Origin of the sequence: Clostridium chromiireducens (assembly GCF_003575225.1) — a bacterium.
GTDB lineage: Bacteria > Bacillota > Clostridia > Clostridiales > Clostridiaceae > Clostridium > Clostridium chromiireducens.
Genome location: NZ_QXDJ01000002.1, coordinates 902,949 through 920,352, shown reverse-complemented (window position 1 = coordinate 920,352; position 17,404 = coordinate 902,949). Strand labels below are relative to the sequence as shown.

Here is a 17,404-nt window from a genome sequence, read left to right as displayed (position 1 = left end):
AATCTTTATTTGTTTGGCAGAAGTGCATCTAGCATTTCCTTATCCCACTTACCGGTATTTGAATCATATATTCCAAACCATGAACACAATTCCCAATATCCAAAACTAAAACCGTAATTTTGAGCTTCTTTTCTAACGGCCTCTGTCCAACGCTTTCGATCTTCAGCAGGTGCATTTTGATTAGCTCCAAATTCACCTAAAAATATATTAACATCGTTTTTCTCAGACCATTTTTTTGCAATATCAAAACGTGATTTTAAATAATCTATTTCCTCTTTAGACCCATTCCACTTAATATCCTTTAGATTCTCAAATCCTGGATGATATTGATTCCCTTGAAAAGTAAAGTTATTTGGTTCATAATAATGAAACGATACTGCTATATTTTCATCCTTTGGAATCGAAAGTGCCTCTAACCTATATACAGAATAATAATTATCTGGTCCGACAATTATCATTCTATTTTTATCATTCTTACGAATTTCTGCTACCCCATCTTTTATGAATCCATTCCAAATATCGCCTTTTAAATTATCTTTAGGTTCATTCAATAATTCAAAAACAAGTTCTGGGGGATAATCTTTATACCTTTCGCTTAGTTGCCTCCAAATACTAATAAAACAGTCTTTATATTTTTCTGGATCCTGCATTACCTCCTCAAAATGATGAAAATCTAATATCACAATTAAATTATCTTTAAGTGCATAATTCACATATGAATCTAACTGTTTCATAAAATCCTCTTCAAGGACATAATTAGGTGAATTCTTTGCATAATCTGAAAATCTTACGGGTACTCTTACACTATCAAATCCAGCTTTTTTTATATCATCAAAATATTCTAGCTTCATTTGAACACCCCATGAAATACCTTTAGGTGCTTCAAGCGTATTTCCAATATTCATACAAGACTTAAATTCCAAATTTTTTCGACTTTTAGAATCACATTCAAATAAAATCCCTGATGTAATTATGATACACACCATAAATAAACATATTATTATATATCTAGCCTTTATAATTGATTCCTCCTTTTTTCACTAATTAAAGAAAAATCTTCACACCAGTCAATTTATTATTCTATTCTAAGAAGTTTTATTATTCTTCTCTCTTTTCCACCACCAATATAATGTGGCAAATGCTGCGCATATAATGCAAGCTATAATTCTTACTGAATTCAAAAATTTCTCACTTAATATAAATTTATCATTGTTTGATAAAATGTTTGATATCTCCTCCGGTCTAGGGATACTCTTACTAGTACCATCTACTTCCCTAGCACTTAATGTCCAGGATTTAATTAATTGAACATCCATTATTTCTATTAATCTATTATCTAAAACAGCACTTATTCTTATATTTTGAGCCTCTACATCTGGCTTCACTGATAAACGTCCATTCTCATTTATTGATACCCCATCTATACTATCTAATAGTTGAAACTTTACATTTTTATTAGTTTCGTTAGTTCTATATTCTGAGATCGATTCTCCTACAACTGGTATCTCTACAATATTGTCACCTTTAATCGATATATCCGAATTTAAATAATATTCAATACTTGATTCTTTATTTATTAGTTGAAAGTTACTTAGACTAAATCTACCTTTATCATTCTCCGGCATTGTAGCAATAATTCCCCACGAAGTGATTTGAGTTATTCCGTTAAAAGCGCTTTCACTATTCGCTCCTTTCTCTTTAAAGCTATTAAACGGCATATATATTCTTCCCTTAAAACCTTGTGGTAATTCTATTGTCCCAAAAGAAGGTTGCATTTTCTCCAACATTTCTGAAGTTTCCCTCTTAACTACAATGTTACTATTATCTGATGGGGATAAAACTTTTCCATCATATCTTTTTACATCCATATTTATCCTTATTGTATTATCACTTTCATTTGATATATAAAAACTCATCGCCTCATAATTAGACCAGTCTCTATATTGGTTTTCATATAAATATGCGGTATAATACCCCTTACCTAATCCCATGGTATTCATATCAACATTTAACTGATATTCACTAGCTTTACCTATTTCTATTTCTATATGTCCTGCATCCATTATTTTTTGAATATTCACTGGATTAAAATTCTCATAATCTGAATCTGATATTCCATATACACTCATAGAATTCATAAAACATACTAATGTAATACAAATAGTTGTTATTATTTTTCTTCGTAACTTTTCAAATATCATTATATCCCCCTATTGACGCAAACATAACCTTTAAATATATTCATAACTTACTATTTACTATATATATAACATTTCATCAAATTCATCTAAATATTTCAATTTGATCTGTTCCACGCTTTCTTGTTTCTGCCTTAGCAAATCATGTTTACACTCAACTTGCCAACTTGACAACTTACTTTTAAAAACCTCATCTTCTGCTATAGTTTCATATTCTTGTATTTTATATAATTGTAATGACGTATCTATTTTTTGTTTTTTCTTTTTAAATGATTCATTATAATTTATTTGTTTATCTAATATAAATCTAATAGTTATTTCATCTTCAATTTTTACAGTTATTACTTTATTATTTTTGAATTTTAGATCTGTTTTTATAACCGCATATTCATAGTTAAAGTCATTAATTATAATTTCTCCGCATTCCTCAGATTTTAACTTCTTGTTTAATTTTATACGTGGAAGTTTTCTGTTTAGTAAATTCGATTTCTTTCCCCTACTCAATATATTAATTCTAATGTCATCAAAAATACTGTTATTTTTTTCAATATATTTAGGTAATGTAGGCTCTCTATCATAAATTAATGATAATAATTTTTTAAGGTTAGAATCATCTATTTCACTAATTTTAAGTGCATATTTCCAACTCTCTCTAATTTCACTTACTTGAACAATTTGTCCTTTAAATTTAGACACATACCTTTCTGTAGATAGCGCTATATCTAAACTTCTATCGTAAGGTATATATATTGGTTCATCTAAAACAATTCCGATACCACCTTCGGAAATATCAATAGTTTTACAATTAATTGTCTTATTACCATAAGAAATATTACAATCAATTTCTACAGAAACTCTCTCTGATTTCCTATAAGCGTTTCTCCCTAACATGAAAAATATTGACATTATAATATTGTATAGATTTACTATAAGCCAAAACAATAAAACACTATATGCAGGAGAACCCGTCTCAAATGTCATTTTAATACAATTTATAATCCCAATTACAGAAAGCACCGCAAAAAAAGAATGAGGTATAATCTTTTTTATCTGATAATTTCTATCATCTTCAGCCTTTCCATCTTTTCTTGTCACCGCAAACTTTCTTTGAGATATTCCCAAAGTCTCAAGAATAACAACAGGAAGAAGTGATGGAAATAAAATAGTTTCATATATATTAGTCCATTTAGTACTTCTTATGTTATTTGATAATTTCTTAAGAGTTGCATCACTAAATAAATACATTGGCAACCAAAAAATAAGAACCTGTATCAGATTACATTTTAGAACAACTACTCCAAATACAGAAAACATAATTGGGGCCATTATATATGCCAATCTTTTTAAGCAAGAGTACCAATAAGAAATAGCGGATATATAACTAAGTTTTTGCTCTATATTAAGGCCTTTTCTAAAAAGAATGTTTAGTTTTCTACCTGTCTGTATACACCCTCTGCTCCACCTTTCCCTTTGCTTGATTAAACTTTTTAAATCTGATGGTGAAAGCCCTGAGGCATGGATCTCATTAATTGCATAACACTTATATCCTTTGCTTTGAATTAGTAATCCTGTAGCGAAATCTTCAGTTATTACTTTCGTGTAAAATCCACCGATTTCTTCTAATGCTTTTCTCAAAATCATTGTATTAGAACCACCATATATAACTGAATTAGTCTTATTTCTTGAAACTTGTACATCACGGTAAAAATAATCTTGTTCATTAGGAATTCTCCCTTCGGAGAACAAACAGTATTGAAATAAATCTGGATTATAAAAACTCTGCGGAGTTTGAACAAATCCTATTTTTTCTTCAGTTAAGAAATAAGGAACACATGTTGTTAAAAAATCATGCATTGGAATCATATCTGCATCAAAAGTTACAATTAATGGTGAATTTGTTTTTGCTAATGCATTATTTAAGTTTCCTGCTTTAGCATCTATATGTTCAGTTCTAGTTATATAGTTAATCCCCATTGAATCTGCAAGTTCTTTCATTTCTGCCCTATTAGAATCGTCACAGATAAATATATGTACTTTACTTTTGTCTGGATAATCCATGTTAATACATCCATTAACTGTTTTATATAATAATTCTACTGGTTCATTATATGTTGCTATAAATACATCCACATCTGGAAATAAGATATCATCTACATTGGGCTTAACAGGATATTCTATATTTGACATACTATAATAATGTATAGCTGCCTCTATCATACCTACTATTTCAACCAGTAGTAAGTAAATCCCACATGTAATCGCCACAATTCCGTACCCAAAAGGTATTGTAAAGAATATTCTCCATACAAGATAAATAACAGAGGATACTATTGTTCCTATAATTAAAAATTTATTTCTTAAAACTTTCAAATTCATAACAATCACCTCTTTCGACTTTTTTCTCCAATTAATACTGTTGTTATTCTAATATAATGATATCAGTTTATTTGTATTAAAAATATATTGAGTATTTGGGTTTAATTCTTGAATAAGGAAATAAAATAGAGGAGCATATTATAAATATAACTCCTCTACTTTAAAATACTGTTTTCTTATTTAAGAACTTAAGAACAACTTATGTCATTTATACAATTCAAAGCACATTGCTTTGCTCTTTGACATCCATCTCTTTCACCTTGTTCATAACCATCATTGAAAGCAAAAAAAAGATACAGATATAAACGTATCTGTATCCTGAATAAAATTTATAGTTAGATGCCTAGCCAAGTGGGATGGCTAATGCAGTCTTCTTAATTATTATAATTCAATTAAGAAAAAATCTTTATATTAATTCTACATGTAAATTATACTAACACATGCATATATAGTAATCTTTTTATGTTCATTGTGGCATTTCAAAATTATTTTATTCAACATATTTTTTATATAGATTCTTTATCATAGATATCAATTGAGTATGGTAGAACTAACCCGCCACACGATAGTAAAGAAACTACTATTTGATGACCATATACATTCTTACTTTTTAAGTGAGAATTATGAAATGAACACTTTTCAATTGGATTTTTAGCCTTTGACGAGGGCTTTGTCTTTTCAGAAATAGTGTCATCAATAATAAAGTATATTGGTTGTCTTGATTCTCTTGATTTAGCCCAGATCAGTTCTATGATACACGATTTCAATGCTCTTTCTAAAGGTTTTTCATCCCAATTACTATTTGAAAAAAATCTAGTACTACTAGTTCGATGCCTCGAAGGAGCAAGCTCCGCTATGTCGGAAAAAGAAACATCTTTTATTTTTTTAACCTTACCAGATGAGGATCCTCAATGTAAGTAACATTTTCTATGCGTGGTGAATATGCTAATATATGGTGCTCCGGCATATAATTAGTATGTAATTGAGAGGTAATTGCAATGATGAAGCTTGCTTTGATAGGCTGTGGAAAATGGGGAAAAAATTATCTTAAAACTGTAAATGCTATAGATGGTTGTGAATTGAAGTGGGCCTGCGACCTAGACTATGAAAAGCTAAATCAGGCAGCTGCTGTTTACCCTCAGACTAGGTTCACTGAAAATAAAGCAGATATATTAAATGACAGTGAGGTACAGGGAGTTATCATAGCCACAACACCTGAAAGTCATTACATGCTGGCGAAGGAAGCAATAAGCAAAGGTAAAGCTGTTCTCGTAGAAAAGCCTGTGACAATTAACAGGAAAGATAGTCATGATCTAATTGAATTGGCTACTGCTCAAAATACCGTATTGATGGCCGGCCATACATTGATTTACCACCCTGCTGTCAAAAGGATAAAGGGGCTTCTAGAAGAAAAACATATTATCGATGATCTCTGTTACTTGAACATGTCCAGAACCAGTTCCACCTCTCAGGCCCCCAATGTAGATGTTCTTTATGATCTGGCAGTTCATGATATTTATCTTTCCCGCCACCTCATAGGGATGGACCCTATCTGGGTAATTGCCCATGGTGAAAGATATATTCAAAGTACTTATAACAATGTTATCAATATACTGTTGGGGTTCCCCAATGGTAAAATAGCTTCTATATTTGCTAGCTTCATTCATAGGTCAAAAACCAGGAAAATAACACTGGTTGCATCAAAAACAAAATTGGTATTTGACGATACACAAACTGCTGATAGAAAAATCAAAATCTTCAATAAGGTCGAGCAGGAACATTTTTTGGCAATGGAAGATAATTCGGAACCTCTGACACTGGAGTGTATTCATTTTATGGAATGTATTAGAGAACACAAGGAGCCTCTTAGCGGCAAAGAAAATATAGAATTTGTAGCAAAAATAATCGATTGCATTTCAAAATCTCTCGCAAAAGGCGGAGAGAAAATCAACATCTTTTGATGGAGATGGTAAGCACTATAATCAGAAAGGTGTGGTGAAATTATATTGTATGTAAAGATCTATTCAAAAGAATTTGAGAATGAATGGGAGGCATTTGTGAGGTCCTCAGTTAACGGCACTTTTATGCAGGAGAGAAGATTCCTAAGTTATCATCCTTCAGACAGGTTTTCAGATCATTCCCTGATATTTATGGAGGATAAGAGAATCATTGCTGTTCTTCCTGCTGCCGTTATAGAGCAAGAGGATAAACGCATCCTAGTTTCCCATCCTGGCGCTTCCCATGGAGGGCTCATAGTAAAGTCCAGTCTAGGCACTAAAAAATGTCTGGAGCTTGTAAGTGCCCTTATTGAATATTGTGCCACTGCTGGTTTTGACTATATACGGCTAAAACCTGTTCCGAAGGTTTACCATAAGGAGCTTTCAGACCAACTGGACTTTGCTTTAAGGTTTTCTGGGTTTAGGCTTGAGTATACAGAGCTGGCCACAGTCCTTGAGCTAAAAAAAGGTGAGGGATCTTTTGCAAAGCGGGTAATGAGTGGCACAGCTTTTCGAAACTATCAGAAGGCATTGAAAAGTGGGCTATCAGTGGTGGAGGATGCCGATATAAATGATTTTTGGCCCATTTTGGAACATAAACTTAAACTTAATCATAATGCAAAGCCTGCACATACATTAGATGAAATCAGACATCTAAAAACCCTTTATCCAGACAGGATAAAACTCTTTGCAGCATATGAAGGAGTAACTCCTGTCGCAGGTGTTTTGGCATTTTTACTGAACGATAGAGTTATAAACTGTTTTTATATTGCCCACCACGATGGTTTTCAGCATAAGCGACCCTTAAACCTTATTTTCGGTCATATGATGGAATGGGGACTAAAAAACGGCTTTTCTTATTTAGATTTTGGTATTTCCACTGAGGCAAAAGGAAGTATCGTTAATACAGGGTTGTTCCATTTCAAAGAAGGCTATGGAGGACATGGACTACTTCGGGAATGCTATTTGTATGAAATAAACAATAGGCAATAATTTAAAGGAGTGAGGTAATGAAATTAGCAGGTCATCAACCAAATTATATTCCCTGGCCAGGATATTTTGTTAAGATGGCACAGTGTGATATTTTTTTTATTTTAGATACTGCTCAGTTTCAAACAGGCAGTTCATTGGATAATAGGAATCTTATCAAAACTTCCCAAGGCACTCAAATACTAACAGTGCCGGTAAAACGCAAAGGCATGGGCTTGCAGCGGTTTAATGAAGTTACTGTCATACCGGGCTTTAAAAGGAATCATCTTATGGCACTCAAAGTAAACTACACAAAGGCGCCTCATTTCAAAGAAGTTTTCCCAATGATGGAGCAGGTATTGCAAGATACTGGATATCTTATAGATACCAACATAGCTTTTATCAAACTGGTACATGACCTGCTTGGACTTAAAACAAAGCTTGTGTTTTTATCAGATTTACCTCAATTTTCTGAGCTTCGAAAAAATGAGCTGATAGTTGCAATCTGCCGCCACTTTTCTGCTGATAGCTACCTGTCCGGTATTGGAGGAAAAGCATATAATAAGCCAGAGATTTTTGAAAAACAAGGTATTAAATTGGAGTATTTGGATTATGAGCCTATATCATATCCCCAGCTTTGGGGCAATTTTATACCCAACTTGTCAATAGTTGATATGTTATTTAATTGTGGGACAGCAGGCACACGCAAGCTTTTATTGAAAGAGGTGTAAGTATGAAAAAAATACTGTTTTTTGCACATAGTTCTAAATATACTCTTGGTCTACCCCAGGGCTTTGGAGAATTGAACTGCCCTGTTTTTATCCTGAAGGATTTAAGTAGAAGTTCTATAACAGATGCAATTGACAACTTTAGGCCTGATATTATGATAACAACGGGATGGGCTTACCGCAGATATAGCCGTAAGCATATAGACGAGCTTACGAAAAGAGCTTCTAAATATAAGGTAAAACATGTCTATTGGGCAACTGAAGATCCAAGATGGACAGAAAAATGTTCCTTCAGGTGTATTGAAACCTTTAAACCTAATGCAGTTATGACCATACATCCTGGTAGTGTAAATAAATACAGGGAGCTTGGGCTTCCAGCCGGGCATCTGGATTTTGGCTGCAATCCCGAATTCAATAAAAGTGAACCTCCAAGTAGTAAATATGATTATGATGTGGTCCTAATTGGAAATGGCGGACGAGAGTGGAAGTCATATCGGAAGGATAGCGTTCAGATATTACTTAAGCCTTTGGTAGAAAGAGGATATAACATTGCTATTTGGGGTAAGCGCTGGGACAGTTTTAATGAGGAGCTAATGGGTTTTAAGATCCCAAAGCACATGCTTAAAGGTGAACTACCTTATGAGGAAACAAATAAAGTATATAATTCAGCTAGAATTATATTAGGTTTGCAAAATGACCATGACATGTTAACATCTCGAACTTTTGAAGTACTAGGTTCGGGAGGTTTTTTGCTTACGGTACCAACACCATCTGTCACCAAGCTGTTTATAAATAATGTTCACCTGTCATGTGCCTCTTCCCAAGAAGACACAGTTGACCTGGTAAATTATTTTCTTAAAAATACCGCAGTACGACAAGAAATAGCGCGTAATGGTCAGCAGGAGGTTTATTTAAGACATAGTTATAAGGAACGGGCCAGACAAATTCTTGATTTCTGCAGTTTAGTTGAAAGGAATTGAAATTGAAATGGATAATCAGACAACTATTAAACAAAGGGTTTCATTAATGGGTACTAGCATTTCTGGCGGAACTGATGCAAAAGTAACTTTTTATCCAGCCCCGCCGAGTACTGGTATAATATTTATCCGTAACGACCTGCCAGGCTGCCCTAAAATAAAATGCTCACTAGAAAAAGCAAAGGTTGAATACAGATGGACTTCTCTTGTTGATGGAGATGTTCGCATCGAACACACGGAGCATGCCTTGGCAGCCTTATCAGGATTATGCTTAGACAACGTATTTATTGAGCTAGAACAGGCCAGCCTGCCCGTAACAGAGGATTACAGCAGTAAAATGTTCAAAGAGGCACTCACAGGAGCTGGGATAGTGGAACAAACTGCCAAGAAGGAAACGATAAAAATACTTAAGCCAATTATTGTATATAAACATGAAAGCTTAGAGGATATGGAATATGAAAAGTTCCTTATGGCTCTTCCCTACGATGGATTTAAACTAACCTATATGGTTGACTATCCCAATCTGCCGCAATTTTCTCAAGTAGCTGAAATGGACATAACTCCAGAAACCTTTGCTAAAGAGCTGGCAGATGCCCGTTCTTATATAATTGAGTCAGAGCTTGAAGATGTTGTAAACCTAACTGGGAAAGTCAGCTCAAATGTATTGGTAGTCAAATCCGCGGATGAGTACAGGTCGTGGAAATGGCCCAATGAACCTGCCAGACATAAAGTCCTTGACCTTCTCGGAGACCTTGGGCTACTTGGGAAAAAGGTACAGGGACATGTAATAGGATTCAGATCCGGTCACCGGTTAAATCTAGAGCTGTGTAAAAAAATTTATGAGGAGTGTAATGATGAGAGTTTTACCTAAACCTATGCTTGGTATAGATGAAAAAACACTTGTGAATGAAATCAATAGTGCTCTCAGAGTACTTATTACAGGTGCAGGTTCCGTATACGGGCAGGGTATTATCAGGTCACTGAAAGAATCGGTGCTTCCTGTTGAAACAATAGCAATTGACTCTAATCCATATTCCCTAGGTTTATTCTTTGCCCACAAAAGCTATATCGCTCCACAGGTAGCAGATGAAGAAATCTATTATATGTTTATTAAAAATCTTTGTATAAATCATCAGATTAAAGCGATATTTATCGGCTCTACAGCGGAGCTTCCCTTTTATTCAAGAAATAGAGAATCACTTGAAATATCTACAGGAGCAAAGGTGTTTGTAAATCCTCCTACAGTGATAGAGCTTTGCACCGATAAGTGGCTCACCATGTGCCATTTATCAAGCTCAGGTTTTCAAATTCCTGCAACTATCAGGTACCCTGAAGATGCTGGCATGCTCTCCTCATTTATTGAAAGCACTGGGTTTCCCTTGATAGTCAAGCCGCGTTTTGGACGTGGTTCAGTAGGTGTTGTTCTAGTTAAGGATAAGCAGCAGCTACTTGAAAATATAAAGGGTAAGGAAAGCCTAATAATACAGGAATACCTTACAGATGAGGAGCAAGAGTTTACCGTAGGGATTTGCATAAATCAAAAAGGAAAGGTCATTTCCAAAATAGCTTTAAGGCGGTATTTACTGGAAGGAGTTTCTATTGCTGCAGTTTCTGATGATTATCACCATATTGCAGATTATTGTGCCAAGGCTATAAGTACATTTGGAGCCTATGGGGCTATAAATATTCAATTGCGCCTTAAAGACTCCATGCCAGTAATTTTCGAAATAAATCCTAGGTTCAGCAGTTCTACAGGCATGCGTTTACTATTTGGAATAAATGAGCCAGAAAGCTTAATACGCTCAGAGGTGCTTTGCCAGGAGGTAATACCCGGCAGCCCAGCAACTGGCCTTGTACTTAGACAGTACATGGATTATTACTTCTCACTAGATAAGCTTAACTCGCTTTCTACATCCAGACTTCACTAGATATGCTAATGCATCTTCTTCCTATAAAAATTTGCGTTTAATACATTTTTATTCTAGCATTTTGAATTTGACAACAGTGTGTCATATTCAAATGCAATTGATAAAATAAAAAAGAATGATCTACTAGGGTGTATAGACCATTCTAAATACTGGTTAATATTTATTTAATAGGGGATAAATAATTTTTAACTACTTTATATTTATATACTACCGTAGATTTGTGACAATAATATGACAAAATATATATAATTTATATTTTTATAAAACAAGAAAATTTCTTTAGTTCACTATTTCTCTAATATAAATTTTTCAACAGATTTCTTTAATCTATTAGCTAAAACAACTTGATTTTCCATGGAACCTTTCGCTTCATTCATAATTAAATTTATTTCAGATAAACTATGATTAATTTCAACTGTTGAATCTGAAGTTTTTCCTGATATATAAGCAACTTCATCAATGACTTTGCTAATTTCTCCAATTGAGTTATTCATTGATTTAGCAGATGAAGTGACTTCTATAGATATATCATTTATAAGCTTAGCATCATTTTGATATTGCTCACCCGTTTGAAGTAATAATTCATAATCTGCCTTAACATTGTTATCAATATAATTTAAAATATCTTGAGAACTAATTGCAAGGTTATCAAAAACTTCTCTTACTTGGACAATGAGATTGTTCACATTTGAAATAGCTTCTGCGGATTGCTCAGCTAGTTTTTTTACTTCTTCAGCTACTACCGCAAACCCCTTACCTTGTTCACCTGCTCTTGAAGCTTCAATAGACGCATTTAATGCAAGGAGATTTGTTTGAGATGAGATACCTTTTATGGTATCAGACATTATCCTAATTTCTTCAACTATTTTACCTGCTTCAATAGCTCTAAGAATTTTTTCTTGTTTTTCACTATAAGTTATATTTGCTTTTTCAAGTGAACTAGAAACTTTTAGTTTCATTTCCTCTGCCCTTGTTTCCATTTCAGTTGATGAAGTTAAACTATCTTTTACTTTAGTTAAAAGTAATTCTTTTGTCTTTACTATCTCTTCTATGGATAAATTTGCTTTTTGAGTAGTATCTATTAAACTAAACGCTTCATCAGAAAGTGTAGATGAAGTTGAATTAATAGTATTTATGCTTGACCTAGAGCTTTTTGTACCTTCTAATAATTCATAGCTTGAAGTATTAATATTTTGAGAAATATTAGTTATATCTGATACTAATATTTTTATATTTGATACAGCTTTATTTAAACTCTCTCCCAACTTGCTTATATCGTCATGTCCTTTAAAATTAATCTCCCCGGACAAATCTCCATTGCCTAATTTTTGTGTGAAACTCAATACTTTTTTAAGTCTTTTTAAAACCAATTTATCATAAATATAAACTATGATAAAAACTGATATTATTATACTTATAGCAGCAGATACAAAAACACCAACAGCACCATCTAAAAAGAAAGTAGCCACACCTACTCCCTGTAGTGCATCTCTTCCTCTTGCTATAGCTAAATTTACACCTTGTCCTATATAGGAGCTGACGCATTGCACAATTACAATAGCAATTATTAATTTAAATTTAATAGAATCCAAAGTAGAACTTAAAATTTTTTCTTTCATGTTCATAAAAATTCCTCCTCAAAAGTAGAATTATATCGTCAATTTTTTACAATTTGATTGAAACCAAAAACATTTTTAATAAAATTTGGAGTTTCTTCCATGGTGTTTCTTTTTATAAAAAATACGAGTAAAGCTTGAGTTTACTCGTATTAACTTCTTTTCATAAATCTTCAGTTCTAAATTATACCAGTTTAGTATTTATAGTATCAGTTTATTTACTAAAAGTACTTTTGTCAATATGCAAATTAACACATTATCCATGTTTCTTAAGTTTAAATATAGCAAATATTTTTTAATTGAAAGTTTCTAGTTAATCACTTTAGCTTTTGCCTGATTCTCTTCAATTTTAGTATTAACCAAAGAATACATAACTGGCACTACTATAAATGTAAGGAAAGTTGCTGATGCAAGTCCAAATATTATGGTTACAGACATTGGTCCAAATAATGTACTCTTTGATAGTGCAAGTGGTATAAGCCCTGTAATAGTTGCTACTGAACTTAATATTATAGGTCTGAATCTTAAACTTACAGCATGTATACAAGCTTCATCTATGGAAAGACCTTCATGTCTGCCTTCAATTATATATTCTACAAGTAAAATGGCATTTCTTATAACTACTCCTATTAAACTTATTATTCCCATAACAGCAGTTAAGGATAGCGGCATGTTACACATTAGCAGCCCTATTATTACTCCTATTAATGATAGTGGCAGTGAATATATTATTACAAGAGGTTGTATAAACGACTTAAATTGAACAAATAGAATGATATAAATTATTACTATTGTAAGCACGCCCGCAATACCTAAGCTTGTAAAGTTTGTTTCTATTTGATTTTGTTCTCCATCATAAAGAACATTTACACCATTTAGATCCATTTTACCTATTTCCTGCTTCAATTCATTTTCTATATCACTTGAGTTAGAACCTGATTTTAAATCACTAAATACTGTTACAGTCTTTTCCTTTTTATAATGCTTTATTTGATCCAATTGAGAATTAAGTTTTATATCTGCAACTTGAGATAGTAAAATCTTATTACTTGTAATACTTGATTTTACTTGTAAGTTTTTCAAATCTTCTACTGAGCTAATATTGCTTTTAACTAATATATCGTATTCGCTTCCGCTTTTTCTATAAACAGACCCTGCATATCCTTTTAAGGCAATGTTTATCTGTTTTAAGATGTCAGACTTTAACAAACCATATTGAGATGCTTTATCACTATCTATATTCACTTCATATTCATATGTCTTTTTAGCTGCATCATCTCTTACATTTGTAGTACCTTGCATATTTTTTAATTTCTCTTGTATTTGTTCCGACGCAGCATAAATATTATCTAAATCATCTCCTGTAAGTCTTAATCTAATCAGTGATCCTATTGGTTCTGCTTGTTCTAAAAGTTTTACTGTTGCAGTTCCACCAGATATTTTATTATCCAACTGAGTTTGTATATATTCTACAAACTTTTCTCTTGTTTTAAATGTTTTAGTTTTATCTAAATCTACTTTAACCATAATTCGTGCAGTATCTTTTGATGGTGCAACTGTAGGGAGTGTAATGTAAAAACTAGGCATCCCGCCTCCTATCGCTGAAGTATAACCTGTAACTTCTTCTTGGGGTTTTAAAACATCTTCTACTCCTTTTACTAATTCACCAGTATTTTCTATGTCTTCAAATTTTTCATTAGAAACATCTATATAAATAACATTCTTATCTACATAAGGGAAAAATTGCGACCCTAGTAAATTCATTAATCCCATTGAAACTGCAAATATAAGTAAAGAGGCAGCAATCACTTTTATTTTATGCTGAAGCCCATAATTCAAAAGTTTATGAAAGAACTTTTGAATTTTATTTTCCTTCGCAGCTACTTTACTTTTCTTAAAAAATAAGGATGACATAGCAGGAGTTATAAATAATGCTGATATATATGAACAAGTTATACAAATCATTACTACTTGTGGCAGTGTTCGTATAAATTCTCCCACAGCTCCCGGTATATTTAAAAGAGGGGCAAAAGCGCCAACTATAATTAACGTGGAGGTAAATACAGGCACAAATAACTTTTTAATTCCTCTAAACGCTGCTTCATCTCCAGACAATCCATCATCAATTCCAACTTGTACAACATCACCTATTACAATTGCATCATCTACCAATATTCCGAGTGCTATAATGAGAGCTGTAGTTGACATTTGATGAACTTTTATTCCTAAAACCTCCATAGCAATAAATGATAGAGCAATAGATATTGGAATTACTGAAGATACTACTAGTGCATTCCTAATTCCCATCCCTATAAGAACAGTTATAACAACTAGAATTACACCTTCTTCAAGATTTTTCATAAAGAAGGAAACCGATTCATCTACGTCTTTAGGTTGAAAAGTAACCTCATCTATCTTTAAATCCTGTGGCAATTGTTTCTTTACCTCATCTAATTTTTTTCTTACATCATCTCCAATTAAAACTATATTTTTATTATCTTGAAAATACCCTGCAAGGAGCACTGCCTTTTCTCCGTTATCCGTGAACTTATAAGCTGAATCGTCATCATAATCCATCTTCACAGTAGCTATATCCTTAAGCTTCAAAGTTTGTCCACTCTCCGTTGAAACTCCTACAATTGTATTTTCTATATCCTTAATGGATGTGAAGCTTCCAGGTGTTTGCACTTTAATTTTCCCAGTTTTAAGCTCCAAATCTCCAGATGGAATTTCTACATTTTGCGCCTTTAATACTCCACATACTTCCTCAAGAGAAATAGAGTATTTATTTATTTTACTTAAATCCACCTCTACTTTTACTTGTTTATCCTGTTTTCCTTTTATATCAAATCTTGAAATACCACTGACATTACCTAATTGCTTCTTAATATCATCAGCATAATTTCCTAGTTGTTCATAAGAATAATTTTCACCAGATACGCTTAAAATTATACCTGCTGTTTCAGTAAGCTTTGTATCTATCGTACTTTCTTCACAGCCATCTGGAAGCTCTGATTTTAAATCTTTGACCTTATCTCTTAATGCTCGCCAGGCTTTATCTTTATCAGCATCACTATTTAAATAAACAATGACAATAGATGCACTATTTTGTGAGAAAGATTCAGCATAATCATATCCATCTATTTCTTCTACCTTATCTTCTATTTTTTTTGTTACTAAACTTTCTACATCTTTAGGAGAAGCTCCTGGATAAATAGTTGTAATCATTGCTGCTGGTGATGAAACATCTGGACTTTCTTGTTTAGGAATATAATGATAACATCCTAGACCAGCGACGATAGCAATTAACACTAAAAACAATACTATCTTTTTATTTTTTATAGCAGCATTTATCAATCCCATAATTTCTCCTCCTTTAGTTTACTGAAACTTGATATCCAGCTTTTATATTTTTCATACCTTCATTAACAAGATTATCTCCACTTTTTAAGCCTTCCACACACACTTGATTTTCGTTAGTCTGCCCTAAAGTTATATTTTTCTTAACAGCACGTCCGTCTTCTACAACATAAACATAATCTTGTCCATCATTTAAAATAGTCGTAATAGGAATCCAAATTCCACCCTTTTCTCCTTCATTAATATAAACTTTTACAGATTGGCCTATATAAAATTTACTATTATCTATCGGAGTTAAAAGTTTAATTTCTGCACTATATGTCCCTGACTTGCTATCAGCCATTTGAACTATATTCATAACTTCTCCCTCTACTTTAGCATCATCAATTTTAACTTGTGCTTTTGTTTCAAGCTGTATCTTCTTTACATCTTCATCAGATAATCCTACTGTAACCACCTGATTTTCACTTCTAATTAATACAACTGGATATCCTGCTGGCTGCATTTCTCCTTCTTTACAAATAACATCTACTACATAGCCATCTACATCTGCTGTAAGAGAACCATCTTCAAACAAATCAACTTTCGAATTATAATCAGCCTTTGCAGCATTAAGCTGCCCAAGTGCTGCTTTCTTATCTTCACTCCTAGTTCCATTTTGAACCTGATTTAAAGTTTCCTTTGCAGCGTTAAATTCACTTTCACTTCCATCTAATTTAATTTTAATATCATTAAGCTGCTGCTTAGTAACTGCATGCATTTCATATAAAGTAAGGTTTTTATTATATAAATCCTTGCAGTAATTATAATTATCCTCAGCATTTTTTGCTGCAATTTGTGCTTTATTTATATCCTCTGCATCCGCTCCATTTACTGCTTTTTCATACTGTGCTGAAGCAGCTTCCATTTGTGCTTTTGAGCCCTCCATTGCAAACTTTAAATCTGTTTTATCTAAATCAACAAGCTTATCTCCTTTTTTAACCTGCTGTCCTTTTGAAACATATATTTTAGCTACTTTTGCTGAGCTTTTAAAAGAAAGCTTTCTAACTTCACTCCCTCCTGTCAAGCCTTCATATTCCAAGGAAACTGGATAACTTTTATCTTGAAGTTCTACAGTTTTTACTGGATAAGTTTTTGTTTCTGCTTTTGAGTTACTTTCATCGCTACAGCTGCCTAATATAAAAATATTAAGAAATACTACACATCCTGCTAATATTTTCTTATTCATATGTCCTCCTATTATTTATGAAGTTCT

Annotated in this window: 12 protein-coding genes and 1 pseudogene; 6 read left to right on the top strand and 7 right to left on the bottom strand. The window is 32.8% G+C overall.

From position 1 onward, the window contains the following. Positions 1 to 5 precede the first annotated feature (5 nt). The 4 genes and pseudogenes from D2A34_RS09550 to D2A34_RS09535 form a co-directional block, all read right to left on the bottom strand. Entirely contained in the window at positions 6 to 923 is a 918-nt protein-coding gene (locus D2A34_RS09550) for a glycoside hydrolase family 5 protein (protein ID WP_243128286.1), read from the bottom strand. A 162-nt stretch (positions 924 to 1,085) separates the two neighbouring features. After that, positions 1,086 to 2,201 carry a hypothetical protein gene (locus D2A34_RS09545; RefSeq protein ID WP_079437903.1) on the bottom strand — a complete coding sequence of 372 codons (1,116 nt, stop codon included), beginning with the start codon at positions 2,199 to 2,201 and terminating at the stop codon, positions 1,086 to 1,088. A gap of 57 nt (positions 2,202 to 2,258) precedes the next feature. Further along, positions 2,259 to 4,574, bottom strand: a complete 2,316-nt coding sequence (locus D2A34_RS09540) for a glycosyltransferase (RefSeq protein ID WP_119366456.1) — start codon at positions 4,572 to 4,574, stop codon at positions 2,259 to 2,261. Positions 4,575 to 5,083: 509 nt separating this feature from the next. Then, positions 5,084 to 5,437: pseudogene (locus D2A34_RS09535) on the bottom strand (IS701 family transposase); the annotation flags it as partial. A 135-nt stretch (positions 5,438 to 5,572) separates the two neighbouring features. Here D2A34_RS09535 and D2A34_RS09530 point away from each other — a divergent pair. The 6 genes from D2A34_RS09530 to D2A34_RS09505 are packed head-to-tail and all read left to right on the top strand — an operon-like array spanning position 5,573 to position 11,173. Beyond that, positions 5,573 to 6,535, top strand: coding sequence for a Gfo/Idh/MocA family protein (locus D2A34_RS09530; protein WP_119366455.1), 963 nt, complete (start codon positions 5,573 to 5,575; stop codon positions 6,533 to 6,535). A 45-nt stretch (positions 6,536 to 6,580) separates the two neighbouring features. Then, a complete protein-coding gene (locus D2A34_RS09525) occupies positions 6,581 to 7,564 on the top strand; it encodes a GNAT family N-acetyltransferase (RefSeq protein ID WP_147357738.1) in 984 nt (327 codons plus the stop codon). Positions 7,565 to 7,581: 17 nt separating this feature from the next. Next, entirely contained in the window at positions 7,582 to 8,271 is a 690-nt protein-coding gene (locus D2A34_RS09520) for a WbqC family protein (RefSeq protein ID WP_119366453.1), read from the top strand. Positions 8,272 to 8,273: 2 nt separating this feature from the next. After that, positions 8,274 to 9,248, top strand: coding sequence for a CgeB family protein (locus D2A34_RS09515; RefSeq protein ID WP_119366452.1), 975 nt, complete (start codon positions 8,274 to 8,276; stop codon positions 9,246 to 9,248). Then, a complete protein-coding gene (locus tag D2A34_RS09510) occupies positions 9,235 to 10,116 on the top strand; it encodes a UDP-3-O-acyl-N-acetylglucosamine deacetylase (RefSeq protein ID WP_182629337.1) in 882 nt (293 codons plus the stop codon). The genes D2A34_RS09515 and D2A34_RS09510 overlap by 14 nt, the downstream gene beginning before the upstream one ends. Next, positions 10,097 to 11,173 (top strand): ATP-grasp domain-containing protein, encoded by a 1,077-nt coding sequence (locus D2A34_RS09505; RefSeq protein ID WP_182629336.1) that lies wholly within the window; start codon positions 10,097 to 10,099, stop codon positions 11,171 to 11,173. Before D2A34_RS09510 ends, D2A34_RS09505 begins: the two co-directional genes overlap by 20 nt. A 287-nt stretch (positions 11,174 to 11,460) precedes the next feature. Here the strand turns inward: D2A34_RS09505 and D2A34_RS09500 are convergent, their stop codons facing one another. The 3 genes from D2A34_RS09500 to D2A34_RS09490 all read right to left on the bottom strand — a co-directional run bounded on the left by D2A34_RS09500 (position 11,461) and on the right by D2A34_RS09490 (position 17,377). Next, positions 11,461 to 12,798, bottom strand: coding sequence for a methyl-accepting chemotaxis protein (locus tag D2A34_RS09500; RefSeq protein WP_119366449.1), 1,338 nt, complete (start codon positions 12,796 to 12,798; stop codon positions 11,461 to 11,463). Positions 12,799 to 13,098: 300 nt separating this feature from the next. Further along, positions 13,099 to 16,152 carry an efflux RND transporter permease subunit gene (locus tag D2A34_RS09495; protein ID WP_119366448.1) on the bottom strand — a complete coding sequence of 1,018 codons (3,054 nt, stop codon included), beginning with the start codon at positions 16,150 to 16,152 and terminating at the stop codon, positions 13,099 to 13,101. Positions 16,153 to 16,165: 13 nt separating this feature from the next. Beyond that, on the bottom strand, positions 16,166 to 17,377 hold the full coding sequence (locus D2A34_RS09490; RefSeq protein WP_119366447.1) for an efflux RND transporter periplasmic adaptor subunit: 1,212 nt from the start codon (positions 17,375 to 17,377) through the stop codon (positions 16,166 to 16,168). Between the last annotated feature and the right edge of the window lie 27 nt (positions 17,378 to 17,404).